Origin of the sequence: Solwaraspora sp. WMMB335, from assembly GCF_049179075.1 — a bacterium.
Classification (GTDB): domain Bacteria; phylum Actinomycetota; class Actinomycetes; order Mycobacteriales; family Micromonosporaceae; genus Micromonospora_E.
On sequence record NZ_JBMHMF010000001.1, the window covers coordinates 4,684,226 to 4,697,283 of the forward strand.

Annotated in this window: 12 protein-coding genes; 7 read left to right on the plus strand and 5 right to left on the minus strand. The window is 69.3% G+C overall.

Annotation, left to right across the window (positions count from 1 at the left end; all coding sequences use genetic code 11):
• Positions 1-18: 18 nt before the first annotated feature.
• Both ACN27F_RS20215 and ACN27F_RS20220 read left to right on the plus strand, forming a co-directional pair.
• The gene (locus tag ACN27F_RS20215; RefSeq protein ID WP_421435677.1) at positions 19-2,109 is read left to right on the plus strand and encodes a S9 family peptidase; all 2,091 of its coding nucleotides are present in this window, start codon (positions 19-21) and stop codon (positions 2,107-2,109) included.
• A gap of 97 nt (positions 2,110-2,206) precedes the next feature.
• Positions 2,207-2,563, plus strand: a complete 357-nt coding sequence (locus tag ACN27F_RS20220; protein WP_421435680.1) for an STAS domain-containing protein — start codon at positions 2,207-2,209, stop codon at positions 2,561-2,563.
• Between the two features lie 10 nt (positions 2,564-2,573).
• On the opposite strand, the gene ACN27F_RS20225 is transcribed toward ACN27F_RS20220, so the two are convergent.
• The gene (locus ACN27F_RS20225) at positions 2,574-4,025 is read right to left on the minus strand and encodes an MFS transporter (protein ID WP_421435682.1); all 1,452 of its coding nucleotides are present in this window, start codon (positions 4,023-4,025) and stop codon (positions 2,574-2,576) included.
• Positions 4,026-4,075: 50 nt separating this feature from the next.
• Between ACN27F_RS20225 and ACN27F_RS20230 the strand changes: the two genes are divergently transcribed.
• Positions 4,076-4,771, plus strand: a complete 696-nt coding sequence (locus tag ACN27F_RS20230; protein WP_421435685.1) for a FadR/GntR family transcriptional regulator — start codon at positions 4,076-4,078, stop codon at positions 4,769-4,771.
• A gap of 140 nt (positions 4,772-4,911) precedes the next feature.
• Here ACN27F_RS20230 and ACN27F_RS20235 read toward each other — a convergent pair whose 3' ends face one another.
• Entirely contained in the window at positions 4,912-5,499 is a 588-nt protein-coding gene (locus ACN27F_RS20235; RefSeq protein WP_421439873.1) for a hypothetical protein, read from the minus strand.
• Between the two features lie 438 nt (positions 5,500-5,937).
• Between ACN27F_RS20235 and mscL the strand changes: the two genes are divergently transcribed.
• From mscL to ACN27F_RS20255, 4 genes are all read left to right on the plus strand, one after another.
• Complete coding sequence (mscL, locus tag ACN27F_RS20240; protein ID WP_421435688.1) at positions 5,938-6,396, plus strand: large conductance mechanosensitive channel protein MscL; 459 nt, start codon at positions 5,938-5,940, stop codon at positions 6,394-6,396.
• Positions 6,397-6,756: 360 nt separating this feature from the next.
• Positions 6,757-7,017: a hypothetical protein gene (locus tag ACN27F_RS20245; protein WP_421435691.1), complete on the plus strand. Its 261-nt coding sequence runs from the start codon at positions 6,757-6,759 to the stop codon at positions 7,015-7,017.
• Positions 7,014-7,403 (plus strand): hypothetical protein, encoded by a 390-nt coding sequence (locus ACN27F_RS20250; RefSeq protein ID WP_421435693.1) that lies wholly within the window; start codon positions 7,014-7,016, stop codon positions 7,401-7,403. The genes ACN27F_RS20245 and ACN27F_RS20250 overlap by 4 nt, the downstream gene beginning before the upstream one ends.
• Before the next feature lie 43 nt (positions 7,404-7,446).
• The gene (locus tag ACN27F_RS20255; RefSeq protein WP_421435696.1) at positions 7,447-8,139 is read left to right on the plus strand and encodes a DUF6642 family protein; all 693 of its coding nucleotides are present in this window, start codon (positions 7,447-7,449) and stop codon (positions 8,137-8,139) included.
• A 32-nt stretch (positions 8,140-8,171) separates the two neighbouring features.
• Here the strand turns inward: ACN27F_RS20255 and ACN27F_RS20260 are convergent, their stop codons facing one another.
• The 3 genes from ACN27F_RS20260 to ACN27F_RS20270 form a co-directional block, all read right to left on the minus strand.
• Positions 8,172-10,361 carry an ATP-dependent RecD-like DNA helicase gene (locus ACN27F_RS20260; RefSeq protein WP_421440341.1) on the minus strand — a complete coding sequence of 730 codons (2,190 nt, stop codon included), beginning with the start codon at positions 10,359-10,361 and terminating at the stop codon, positions 8,172-8,174.
• A gap of 85 nt (positions 10,362-10,446) precedes the next feature.
• Positions 10,447-12,462 (minus strand): ABC transporter ATP-binding protein, encoded by a 2,016-nt coding sequence (locus ACN27F_RS20265; protein WP_421435699.1) that lies wholly within the window; start codon positions 12,460-12,462, stop codon positions 10,447-10,449.
• A gap of 229 nt (positions 12,463-12,691) precedes the next feature.
• The gene (locus tag ACN27F_RS20270) at positions 12,692-12,946 is read right to left on the minus strand and encodes a hypothetical protein (RefSeq protein ID WP_421435701.1); all 255 of its coding nucleotides are present in this window, start codon (positions 12,944-12,946) and stop codon (positions 12,692-12,694) included.
• Positions 12,947-13,058 lie beyond the last annotated feature (112 nt).

Genomic DNA, 13,058 nt, shown 5'->3' on the forward strand with positions numbered 1-13,058 from the left:
TGGCGGTACCGTGGCCGGGTGACGACCCAGCCAACCGCGCCGCCCGCCGCCAAGCGTGTCCCTACCGAACGCACCCATCACGGCGACACGGTCGTCGACGACTACGCCTGGCTCGCGGCCAAGGACCATCCGGACACCATCGCCTACCTCGATGCGGAGAACGCCTACACCGAGGGTGCCACGGCACACCTCGCCGCGCTGCGCGAGACACTGTTCAACGAGACGAAACAGCGGACCCAGGAGACCGATCTGTCGGTGCCCGCCCGAAAAGGCGAGCACTGGTACTACACCCGCACCATCGAGGGGCAGCAGTACGGCATCCAGTGCCGGTTGCGGATCCATGACGGTGGGACCGTACCGCCAGCCACTGTCGACGGTACGCCGATCGAGGGCGAGGAGGTCCTACTCGACGGCAACGCCCTGGCCCAGGGTCACGAGTTTTTCGCCATGGGCACCTTCGACGTCAGCCCGGACGGCCGTTGGCTGGCGTACTCCACCGACTTCACCGGCGACGAACGCTTCACCTTGCGGATCAAGGACCTGTCCACCGGCGAGGTGCTGCCCGACGAGATCCCGTCGACGTTCTACGGCAGTGCCTGGTCGGTCGACGGCAGCGCGCTGTTCTACCTCACTGTGGACGACGCATGGCGTCCGTACCGCGTCTGGCGTCACCAAATCGGTTCGGACGCCGCCGCAGATGCCATCGTCTATCAGGAAGACGACGAACGATTCTGGGTCGGCGTTGAATTGACCCGCTCCGAGCGGTTCGTTCTGATCGACGCGCACAGCAAGACCACCAGCGAGGTGCGTGCACTGCCGGCGACCGATCCGTTCGCCCAGCCGGTGGTCGTCGCACCACGCCGGCAGGGCGTCGACTACTCGGTCGAACACCACGGTCACCGGTTCCTGATCCTGCACAACGACGGTGCCGAGGACTTCGCGCTCGCGTACACCTCGGCGGACGCACCGGGCGACTGGGTTCCACTGATCGAGCACACCCCCGGCACCCGGTTGGAGTCGGTCGACGCGTTCGCCAACCATCTGGTCGTGTCGCTACGCGCCGACGGACTGACCGGCCTGCGGGTCCTGCCGACCGGCAGCACCGACGTCTTCGACATCGACTTTCCGGAACCGATCTACAGCGTCGGCCTGGACAGCAACCCCGAGTACGTCACCACCACCATCCGGCTGCGCTACACCTCGCTGGTCACCCCCGACTCGGTCTACGACTACGACCTGGTCACCCGGGCCATGACACTGCGCAAACAGAAACCGGTGCTCGGCGGCTACGACCCGTCCGGCTACGAGCAGCACCGGGAGTGGGCGGTGGCCGACGACGGCACCCAGGTGCCGATCTCGGTGGTCTGCCGGGCCGGCACCGCACGCGACGGCTCGGCGCCCTGCGTGGTCTACGGCTACGGTTCGTACGAGATCAGCATGGATCCGTGGTTCTCGATCCCCCGGCTGTCGCTGCTCGACCGGGGCGTGGTCTTCGCCGTGGCGCACGTGCGGGGCGGCGGTGAGCTGGGCCGGCGCTGGTACGACAACGGCAAGATGCTGGCCAAGAAGAACACCTTCACCGATTTCGTGGCCTGTGCCCGGCATCTGGTCAAGACCGGCTGGACCACGGCCGACCGGCTGATCGCCCGGGGCGGCTCGGCCGGCGGGCTGCTGATGGGTGCCGTGGCCAACCTGGCGCCGGACGCGTTCGGCGGGGTGGTCGCGCAGGTGCCGTTCGTGGACGCGCTGAACACCATCCTCGACCCGTCGTTGCCGCTGACGGTCACCGAATGGGAGGAGTGGGGCAATCCGCTGGAAGATCCCGAGGTGTATGCGTACATGCGCTCCTACACTCCGTACGAGAACGTGACCGACGCCAGCTACCCGCCGATCCTCGCGGTCACCGGCCTGAACGACACCCGGGTGCTCTACCACGAGCCGGCGAAGTGGATCGCGAAGCTGCGTGCGCTCGCGCCCGACGGGTCCTACCTGCTCAAGACCAAAATGGGTGCCGGGCACGGCGGGCCGAGCGGCCGTTACGACGCGTGGCAGGAGGAGGCATTCGTCACCGCCTGGATTCTCGACCGGGTGGGCTTGTCCGGTCAGTGAGCCGGCACAGATTAGGGTGGCGTGGACGACAAACTCCCAGTCCTGCACGGACGACAGCGAGTGGAGTACCGTTCGAGCCAATGGCTGGAGGTCGCGAATGTCCCTGACGGTACAGACGGAGCAGCGCGGTGACGTGGTCATCGTCTCGGTAGGCGGTGAACTGGACATGGCCACCGCGCCCCAGCTGCAGGACCAGATAACCGACCTGCTGGACAAAGGCCGCAGTCAGCTGGTCTTCGACCTGGCGGACGTCTCGTTCTGTGACTCCACCGGGCTGTCGGTCTTCGTACGGGCCAAGAACGGTTGTGACGAGGCGGGCGGGGTGGTCCGGCTGGCCGCCCCGCAACGCGGGGTGCTCCGTATCCTGGAGGTCAGCGGTCTCGTCGAGGTGTTGCAGACCTTCCCGACGGTCGACGAGGCGGTCGCCGCACCACTACCCGCCCCCACCGACTGATCCGCGCCGATCATCGCGCGGTAACTGCCGTTGGCGTACGGTCGGCGGCGGTCGTGGTGATGCCGGGCTCGTCCTCGATCCAGCGCGGGCGGGCCACCGCCCATCCCGCACCCGTTTGTACCAGCAGCGCCGCGAACAGCAATCCGATCGGGGCCGCCCAGCCGCCGGTACCCACGTAGACCAACCCGATCGCGAGTGGTCCCGACGCCGCGATCAGGTAGCCGATGCTCTGTGCGAACGCCGACAGCGAGACGACGCCGGCACCGGTCCTGGCCCGAAGCCCGATCATGGCCAGCGCCATCGGAAAGGTGCCCTGGCCCAGCGCGAGCAGGACCATCCAGACCAGTGCACCCTCGTACGGCATGAGCAGCAGCCCCGCGTAGCCCAGCGCCGACGCTGTCGCGGTGCCGAGCACCAACGGCCGTAAGCTGGTCATCCTGCTCGCCAACGCCGGCATCACCAGCGCGGCCGGCACACTGACGGCGGTCACGCCGGCCAGCAACAAGCCGGCTGTCGCGGGTCGGAAGCCCGCGTCACGGAACAATTGGGCCAGCCAGCCCATCAGGGCATACGCGCTGAACGACTGCGCACCGAAAAACGCGGCCATCAGCCAGCCCAGCCGGGTCCGCCCCGGACGAAGGGCGGCTCGGCCGTCGTGCCGGGCGAGCCGCCCAGGTGATCCGGCTCGGCTGTCCGGTGATCCGGTTCGGCTGTCGGGTGATCCGGCTCGGGTGACTGAGCCGGCCGGGCGTGGCCCGGCCGGACGCCGTCGGGTCAGGACCGGCCGGAGCCGCCAGGCGATCGGGACCCACAGCGACGCGGCTGCGACGGCGAGCACCGCCCAGAAGCCCAGCCCGACCCGCCAACTGCCGGCGGCATGTGCGATCGGCACGGCGGCACCAGCGGCAACCGCGGCCCCGATCGTCAACGACATCGTGTACGCGCCGGTGACCAGCCCGATACGTTGCGGAAAGTACTGCCGTACCAGCATCGGCAGGAGCACGTTCGCGACCGCGATCCCGGCCAGCGCCACCGCGCTGGTCAGCACGAACAGCCACGCGTCGCTCGTCGCCGCCCGGAGTAGTTGCCCGGCTGTCAGGGCGACCATCGAGGCGACCAGCAGCCGTGCCGGCGTGAACCGACGGACCAGCCACGGGGTGGTCGATCCGACGGCGGCGAAGGCCAGCGCCGGCAGCGTGGTCACGATGCCGGCGAGCAGCCCGGACAGCGCCATCCCGATGCGGATCTCGTCGAGGAGCGCGCCGAGGCTGGTGATCGCGAGCCGCAGGTTGAGGGCGACGAGCAGCATCGCGACCAGCACCAGCACCGTGCCGTCCCGAGGTCCGGTGCCGGACCTCGGGACCGGATCGGCGCCCGCCGCGTCCCAACCGCCGCCACCGTCCGACCGAGTGGTGGCGCCAGCGTGACCGGAGCGGTTGGCGAGGGCGGTTGGCGGCGTCATGCCGTCCATCCTAAAATCATGGGATGATTTATGGTCGGGTGATGTAACCGATGACACCGTCGCCAGCGCTGCCGGCAGCGATGCCACCGGGGACCGGCCGTAGGTCCCGGCAGACCCTGGTCCGGCAGGCGATCGACGCACTACGGGAGCAGATCGCCGCCGGCGATTGGCCGATCGGAGCGCGGATTCCCACGGAACCACGTCTCGCCGAGGCACTTGGCGTCGGTCGTAACACCGTCCGTGAAGCGGTGCGGGCCCTCGTACACGCCGGGATTCTGGAGTGCCGGCAAGGTTCCGGCACGTACGTGGTCTCGACCGACGAACTGGCCGGCGCGGTGGCCAGGCGGTGTGCGACCGCGCAATGGCGCGAGACGGTGGAGGTACGCCGTGCCTTCGAGGTCGAGGCCGCACGGTTGGCCGCGCACCGGCGTACTCCGGACGATCTCGCCGCCCTCGACAGCGCGCTCGCCGCACGCGAAGCCGCTTGGCGTTCGGGGGGACTCGACAAGTTCGTGGCGGCTGACGTCGCCCTGCACAAGGCGATCATGGCCGCCGCGCACAACGAGATGCTCACCGAACTCTACGCGTCGATCGAGGCCGCGATGCGGGCCACGGTTGCCGAGGCGGTCGGTCCGCATCTACATCCTGACCGGCACGTCGACCACGCCAGGCTGGTAGCGGCGATCCGCGACGGTGACCCGGAGCGGGCCGCCCACGAGGCGGCGACCTACCTCACCGCTGACTGACGCCGGGCGAGTCCCAGCCGATACCGGTTCGGTCGGACCGGCACACGTCCTTGGCCGGACCGGTGCACGCGTCTTCCGGATACGCGTCGAGGGCCGGACCCCGGTGTCGGGGTCCGGCCCTCGCGTTGTCCTGTCGCGGGTCAGCTGTTCCAGTGGGTGGCGACGAGTTCGGCGGCCTGGGTTTCCCATTGGGCGTAGTGGTCGGGGTAGGCGGAGACCTGGACGGTCTGGGCGGCGTCGGTCAGTGCCATGTCCTGCCAGCCGTCGACTTGTTTGAGGGCGTCCAGGAACGCGGTGGTGGAGTGTTCGGGGTCGGTGATCTGTTCCACGGTGCCCCAGCCGGAGGAGGGGCGTTGTTGGAACAGGCCCTGGGAGTCGTGGTCGTTGCGGTCGCCGAGGTGGCCGAGGTTTTCCAGTTTGGATTCCTGTAGGGCGGTGGCGGTGGCGATGACGGCGGCGCGTTGGTTCATGCCGGCTTTCTTGGTGGTGGTGATGATGGTTTTGGCGTTGGTGGTCTGTTCGTCGTCGAGGTCGATGTGGGATTGGGTGCCTTGGGTGCCGTGGGGGGTGAGGGTGGTGGTGTCGGTGTTGTCGTTGGTGGTGGCGAGGGCGGTGGTGTGGGTGGTGAGGGGGGTGTGGTCGGCGGCGAGGGCGGGGGCGGTGATGGCGCCGCCGGCGAGGGTGAGTCCGGCGATGCCGAGGGCGGTCTTGCGCAGGGTGGTGGTGATGGTGGTGGTGGTGTTCATGGGGGGTCCACCTTCCGTGTCGGGGGGTGCCCTGCCGGGGCGGGGCGGGTGACAGGTCAGATGGTGGTGCGGCGACCGGGGTGCGGGTGCGGGTGCGGGGCCCGGGAGGCGGGGGCGCGCGGTCGGTGCCGCGGCGGCGACCATGTGTAACGACCTGGGGTGGCTCGCGGGCGGCTGGTGGTGGGGCAGGCCGCTGCTGTGGTCGTACGGGTGGGTGTAACGCGGCCGGGGGTGGGGTCATTCCGGGCTGGCTGGCCCGGCGATCCTGGGCTTATCGACCGGCGATTCCGGCGAATCCTCGCGACCAGCCCAAGATCGTCGGGGAGTGGGCGTCCAAGATCGCGGGAAGGGCGGCGGCGGACCGACCCCGGCCGGGTTAGGTTGTCGGCTGACATCCGCTCTGCTGCCGGGAGTGCCCCCATGTTCAAGGGTTTCAAAGATTTCGTACTACGAGGAAACGTGGTCGACCTGGCGGTCGGCATCGTCATCGGCGCGGCGTTCACCGCGGTGGTGACCCAGTTGACCAAGTCGTTCCTGGAGCCGTTCATCCGACTGATGGCGGTGCTGCTGACCGGCAGCGAGGGCATCGGTGGCTCGATGGTCACCATTCGCGGGGTGGAGTTCGACTGGGCGGCCTTCGTCAACGCCGTGATCACCTTCGTACTCACCGCTGCCGTGCTCTATTTCCTGGTGGTCCTGCCAATGAACCGGCTCGCCGAGCGGCGTCGTCGGGGTGAGGAACCCCCGCCTGCCGCGCCCAGCGAGGAGATCAAGTTGCTCACCGAGATCCGTGACGCGCTGGTGGTGGGAGCCCGGCCGGGACCGCCACGCAGTGCACCGGACGATCTGCTGGGTCGGGGCGGGCCGGGTCAGCGCTGATCGGGCTGTTATGCTGCGTACTTGATCCATTGCTCCCAGTAGCTGAAAACTGGCGGCATTCGTAAGCGACGTAGGTCACACTTGGCGTATGGAGCAGCTTGCCGGGGTCACTTCCCAGGACTGCGCGACCCCCAATCGATCCCTCGCCGACCTCGCCCGACCGGCGCCGCCACCCGCCGGGCGGTCGGTGGCCACCCTTGCCCCCAGTCGCCGCCGCTGCGACGATCCGACCTGCGGTTCTTGCTACCAGCGGCCGGAAACCGACTGACGCGGGACGACCGGCCGCATCGCCGGTCCCGGCCGCGCCAGGATTTCGCGTCCGGGTGGGATATTCGAACAAGTGTTCGGTAGAGTCCCGGCGTGGAGCAGCGTAAGCACTGGTGGAACGGTAGTTGGGGTCGGCTGGCACGGCGGGATGTGTTCCTCCGTACGGACGCGGACAAGTGGTTCGTCGAGGCGCGTTCAGGTGGTGCCGAGGGCACGTCCCGGTTCGCCGAGTACGACGACGAAGAGGCCGCGTACGACGCGGTCCGGCGTCTGCTCGGCGGTCCAGGCGAGTGGCGTGAGGTCGCTGGCAGCGAAGTTTGCCCGTTCCCGAGCCGGGGAAACGGACCGGCATGAGCGCCGTCGACACATCCGTGACATCCGACCCCATCGACCGGATAACGCCCGGGATGTCGGTGATCGACGTCCAGGGCGCCTCGATCGGCACCGTCACACTCGTACGGCGGGGTGACCCCAACGCGGTCGCGATCGAGGGCGAGGTCGATCCGGGCGACGAGATCGGCGACCAGTTGCCGCATCCGGAGGCGGGCGACGAGCCGACGACCGCCCCTGACGTGGCGGCGCGGCTGCTGCGTACCGGGTTCATCAAGATCGGTGGGGCTGTCGCCGGCACAAGGGAGGCATCCGGTGCCGGCTATGCCGGTGTCGACCAGGTTTCGGCGGTCCAGGACGGCGTGGTACGCCTCGCCATACCCCGATCGGAGGTCACACGGCAGGCCTGACCGGCGGTAGGGTCACTGACCGGGCCCGACGGTTGGGGGTGGCGTGGCGCGCGGTGGTGTCTTCTGCATCGAGGGGCAGTGGCATCGGGATCTCAACGAGCGCGGCTCGGTGCTGCCGACGCTCGAACTGCTGGAGCGGCTGAGCCGGATCCGGTTCATCCACCGGGACGCCGCCACGCCGGATGAACTCGCCTACTTCCTGGACCGTTGGCTGCTGCGCCAGTACGCCGACTACCGGGTGGGCTTCTTCGCCATGCATGGCGAACCGACCCGGCTCTGCCTCACCGAGCGGCACCAGGTGGACCTGGACGACGTGGCCGACCAGATGGCCGGGCGGTGTGCGGGCAAGCGGCTGTACTTCGGCAGTTGCTCGGTGTTGCGTGCCTCCGACGTCCGGCTGCGTGAGTTTCTGAGCACCACCGGAGCGGCGCTGATCTGCGGTTATACCCGGGAGGTCGACTGGGTGGAGTCGGCGGCGTTCGAGACGGTGCTGCTCGACGTACTAGCCAACGGGGTGTACAACAACGCGGCCGAGCTGCGGATGGGCTCGTCGCACTGGGCGCCGTTGGCGGCGTACCTGGGCTTCCGGATCGTCTACGCCAACGGCCGGACCTGGCGGCCGGGGGCCCGCCAGCGGGTGCCGGCGCAGGGCGGCCGGGTCGCCACCACCGAGGCCCGGGCCGGCGGGGGCCGGGGCCGTGCCCGGCGGGCCAGCCCGGCAGCGGCCGGTGGGTGAGCGGCAGCCAGCGCCGGATGGATGGGCGGGCGTCAGTCCGGCAGCAGCCGGTGGGTGAGGGCGGTGTGGCGACGGCCGGCGCCGGCCGTCCGGACCGCGATCGCGATCGCCTTGCGGGCCCCGACCAGTACGACGAGTTGCTTGGCCCGGGTGACCGCGGTGTAGAGCAGGTTGCGCTGTAGCAGCGTGTACGAGCTCATCGTGACCGGTATCACCACGGCCGGGTATTCGCTGCCCTGCGAGCGGTGCACCGTGATCGCGTACGCGTGCTGCAACTCGTCCAGCTCGTCGAACTCGTAGTCGATGTCCTCGTCCTCGTCGGTGCGCACGGTCAGTTTGCGATCCTCGGTGCTGATCGCGGTGACCATGCCGATCGTGCCGTTGAAGACCCCGGCGGTGCCTTTGTCATAGTTGTTTCTGATCTGGATGACTTTGTCGCCGATGCGGAAGATGCGGGCGCCCTGCCGCCGTTCCGGCCGGTCGTCGCGCTGCGGTGCCAGCGCTTCCTGCAGAGCGATGTTGAGGTTGCCGGCGCCGGCCGGGCCGCGGTGCATCGGGGTGAGTACCTGGATGTCGCGGGCCGGGATGCGGAACTTGCGCGGGATCCGCCGGGCGACGATGTCCACGACGAGGTCGGCCACCGCCTCCGGCTCGTCGGCCGGGAAGAGGAAGAAATCGTCGAACTCCCCGGTCGTACGCGGCAGTTCACCGGCGTTGATCCGGTGCGCGTTGACCACCACTCCGGATTCCTGGGCCTGGCGGAAGATGCGGGTCAGCCGGACCTGTGGGACGACGGGGGCGGCGAGCACGTCGCGCAGCACCTCGCCGGCGCCGACCGACGGTAGTTGGTCGACGTCGCCGACGAGCAGCAGGTGGGCGCCGGGAGCGACCGCCTTGACCAGCTTGTTGGCCAGGATCAGATCGAGCATGGAGGCCTCGTCGACGACGATCAGGTCCGCGTCGATCGGGTTGTCCCGGTCGTACGTCGGGTCACCTCCCGGTCGTAGCTGTAGCAACCGGTGCACCGTCGCGGCCGGGTGCCCGGTGAGTTCGGTCATCCGCTTGGCGGCCCGGCCGGTCGGCGCGGCCAGAATGATTTTGGCTCGTTTGGCGGCGGCGAGCGCGATGATCGACTTGACGGTGAACGACTTGCCGCAACCGGGTCCACCGGTGAGTACCGCGACCTTCGAGGTCAGCGCGAGCCGGACCGCCTGTTCCTGTTCGGGGGCGAGATCGGCGCCGGTGACGGTACGCAGCCAGGCCAACGCCCGGTCCCAGGCCACGTCGGCGAAGGCCGGCAGCCGGTCGGCCCGGTTGTGCAGCAGCCGCAGCAGGCTGCCGGCCAGGGAGGTCTCGGCACGGTGGAACGGCACCAGGTACACCGCCGGGATGGTGCCGGTTTCGCTGCTCGGGTTCGGCACCGCCTCGCACACCACGCCCTCGTCGGTGGCCAGTTCGACGAGGGCGGCACGGACCAGGTCGATACCGACCCCGAGGATGCCGGCGGCGTCCGTGCCGAGGTTGGGTTCCGGCAGGTAGCAGTGACCGTTGTCGGCGGCCTCGGACAGGGTGTACTGGATGCCCGCCTTGATCCGGGCGGGGCTGTCGTGCGGGATACCGACGGCCTGGGCGATCGTGTCGGCGGTCTTGAATCCGATGCCCCAGACGTCGGCGGCGAGCCGGTACGGCTCGTTGCGCACGACCGAGATCGACGCGTCGCCGTACTTCTTGTAGATCCGTACGGCGAGCGACGTGGAGACCCCGACACCCTGCAGGAAGATCATCACCTCTTTGATCGCCTGCTGCTCGGCCCAGGCGTCGCCGATCATCGCGGTCCGCTTCGGGCCGAGGCCGGGCACCTCGATCAACCGGCCGGGTTCCTCCTCGATCACGCGCAGGGTGTCGGCACCGAAGTGGGCGACGATGCGACCGGCCATCTTGGGGCCGATACCCTTGATCAGTCCTGAACCGAGATATCGCTCGATGCCTTGGATGGTGGCGGGCAGCACCGTGGTGTACGAGTGGACCTCGAACTGCCGGCCGTACTTGGGATGTGACCCCCACCTTCCGACCAGCCGCAGGCTCTCCCCGGGCTGGACGCCGAGCAGCGAGCCGACGACGGTGAGCAGGTCGTTGCCGGAACGGTCGGTGGCGACCCGGGCGATGGTGTAGCCGGTCTCCTCGTTGGCGTAGGTGATCCGTTCCAGCACCGCCTCCAGCACGGCACCGGGTCGTGGCCCGGTCGCTGGGGTCGATGGCGGTGACGGAGCTGGAACTGGTGACGAGGTGGTAGCGGTCACCGGGCAATTATCCGACGCGGCTGTCGACGTATCCGCTGGCCTGTAGATCGAACAGCTCGCGGTACAGCCCACCTGCGGCGGACAGTTCCTCGTGCGTGCCCGACTCCACCAACCTCCCGGACCGCAGTACGTAGATCCGGTCGGCTTGGCGGACGTTGGCCAGCCGATGGGTGATCAGGACGACCGTACGGTCCGACCGCCGCCGGAGTTGCTGGAACAGCGCGTGTTCCGCGCGCGCGTCGAGGGCGGCGGACGGTTCGTCGCAGATCAGCAGCGGCGCGTCCCGGTAGATGCAGCGCGCCGCGACCAGCCGCTGCCACTGGCCGCCGGAGAGGTCGTGGCCCTCGCGGAACATGCGGTCGAGCAGCGTACGGTAGCCACGCGGCAGGCTCTCGATCATCTCATGGGCGGTGGCGGCGGTCGCCGCGTCCACCATGGACGGACCAGGCCGACCGTGCCGGTCGTGCCGGCCGGCCACGATGTTCTGCCCGGCGGTGAACGGGAACCGCCACCAGTCCTGGCTCATCACCGCCACTGCCGCGGCGAGTTGGTCCGGATCCATGTCGGCGGTGTCGACGTCGTCCCAGCGGATCGTGCCACTGCTCGGTCGGTACAGCCCGGCGATCAGCTTGGCCAGGGTGGACTTGCCGGAGCCGTTCTCGCCGACGAGAGCGATCACCTCACCGCGGCGCAGGGTCAGGCTCACCTCGTCGACCGCTGGGCGGTCGGTGTCCGGGTAGTTCAGTCTGACCCGGTCGAGTGTGATCTCGTCGAACGAGTCGACCGGCAGCGCACCACCTCGCGGGGTACGCCGTGCGGCCCGGTCGAGGAAGCCTTGGAAGTCGCGGTAGTAGAGGGCGTCCTCGTAGAGGGCGTTGGTCGCGTAGATGGCGGTGTCCAGGTTGGCGGCGGCGGCCTGCAGGGCGATCATCGCCGTGGCCGCTGCGGCCAGCGGCACCGCACCGATCAGAAGCAACCCGCCGAGTACGGCGTACACCACGAAGGTGGCGGCACCGCCGATCGTGCTGCCGACCAGCCGGGTGCCGGTCTGGGACCGGACCAGCCGCAGCTCGGCGCGGGTCTCGGCGGACGTGGTACGTCGATACTCGCCGAGCAGGAAATCGCGCATCTGAAACGACCGGATCTCCGCCGCGGTGTGCCGGTTGGCCAGCAGGCTGGCCAGCATCCACATCCGGCGGTGGCCGGTGATCCGGGCCAGCATGGCAAGGTACTCGCGTCGGGCGATCCGGATCGCGGTGACGGCCGACGGCACGGCGGCCAGCAGCAGGCAGGGTAGGAGCAGCGGCTCGATGACGGCGACCGCGACGGCGGTGGCGGCGACACCGACCACCCCGGTGGTCAGGTTGACAGCGTTGTCGACGATGGAGGCGGCTTCCGCCGCACCACGGTTACGGGCCCGGTCCATCTCCTCGGCGAACCCGGCGTCGTCGAACGCGGCCAGCTCGACCGACGTCGTCGCTTCGAACAGCCGTAACTCGGCCCGGTAGGTGACCTGGGGCGTCAGCCGGGCCTGCGCCCAGCCGGCGGCGATGGTGAGCCCGCCGCGGGCCGCGACGGCCGTCGCGGCGAGCACCAGGGCCGGGGTCGCTGCGGCGATCCGGTCCGGAGTGGGCCCGGACGCGAACAACTCCTGCAGTACGTTGCTGGTGGCGAGCAGGCCGAAGGTGGTCATCGTCCCGGCGACGATGTTCAAGCCGATCGCCGCCACCGTGTCCCACCGGCTCACCTCCCAGGCGAGCCGGATGGCCTCCGTGACGATGCCGGGCAGCCGGCGGGCTACCGTCCAGAAGCTGGTCTGGGCGAAGGCGCGGGCGTGGTGCATCCACTGGCTGTCGACGAGTTCGGGTGCGGCTGCGGCGTCGTTGTCGTCGTTGTCGTCGGAGCCCGGTGCCGTCGCCTGCTCGGTGAGCGGAGACTGTGGGTCGGGCGTCGGCGAGGGATCGGGGGTCGGCGAGGCGGACTCGGGCCCTCCGGAGGACCGCTTCTGTCTGATAGGCCACATGCGCCATTGATCCTTCCGGTTCTGGCACGCCAGAAGCGTGTACGGAAAGTAGCGTGGAGGCCACTGCAGAATATGCGCCGAAAGGGCGCCGGAAGTGTCATAGCAGCGGGCGAGCCTGACCTGACGGCGGGTGAATCAGCCATGGGATCGATCCAGCCACACGATCCGCCGGTGGCGGCCAGGAGGCCACCACCGGCGGGGTGGGGAATCGACGTTGGCTGTGCCGGCGCTACGACGCCGTGCAGGACCACAATCGCGGCCTGCTCCAGTTGCCGTTCGTCATCGTGGTGAAGCCGAAGACGTTGCCGCTGCCGTTCGACCGCATGGTCATGACGTTGCCGGTGTAGTCCCAGCTCGGTGACCCGCTCCAGGTCGCGGAGACCTGCTGCGGCGGGGTCACCGAGATGACGACCGTCCAGTTCGTCGCCCCGCTGACGGTGACCTCGGTATCGAACCGGTCTCCCCACCGAGTGCCGTCACGCATGGTCGCGGTGCAGCTTCCGCTCGGCCAGGACGCCCTGCAAGGGCGGTGATGCCCTGGACGCCCTGCAAGGGCGGTGAGCGGACCGGGCAGATGATGGCGAACCGGACTCACT

What these genes read in the sequence shown, in the direction of transcription:
- ACN27F_RS20220 (WP_421435680.1), top strand. Translation starts at nt 2,207, where the DNA reads ATGTCCCTGACGGTACAGACGGAGCAGCGCGGTGACGTGGTCATCGTC.
- ACN27F_RS20225 (WP_421435682.1), bottom strand. Translation starts at nt 4,025, where the DNA reads ATGACGCCGCCAACCGCCCTCGCCAACCGCTCCGGTCACGCTGGCGCC.
- ACN27F_RS20230 (WP_421435685.1), top strand. Translation starts at nt 4,076, where the DNA reads ATGACACCGTCGCCAGCGCTGCCGGCAGCGATGCCACCGGGGACCGGC.
- mscL (WP_421435688.1), top strand. Translation starts at nt 5,938, where the DNA reads ATGTTCAAGGGTTTCAAAGATTTCGTACTACGAGGAAACGTGGTCGAC.
- ACN27F_RS20250 (WP_421435693.1), top strand. Translation starts at nt 7,014, where the DNA reads ATGAGCGCCGTCGACACATCCGTGACATCCGACCCCATCGACCGGATA.
- ACN27F_RS20265 (WP_421435699.1), bottom strand. Translation starts at nt 12,462, where the DNA reads ATGTGGCCTATCAGACAGAAGCGGTCCTCCGGAGGGCCCGAGTCCGCC.
- ACN27F_RS20270 (WP_421435701.1), bottom strand. Translation starts at nt 12,946, where the DNA reads ATGCGTGACGGCACTCGGTGGGGAGACCGGTTCGATACCGAGGTCACC.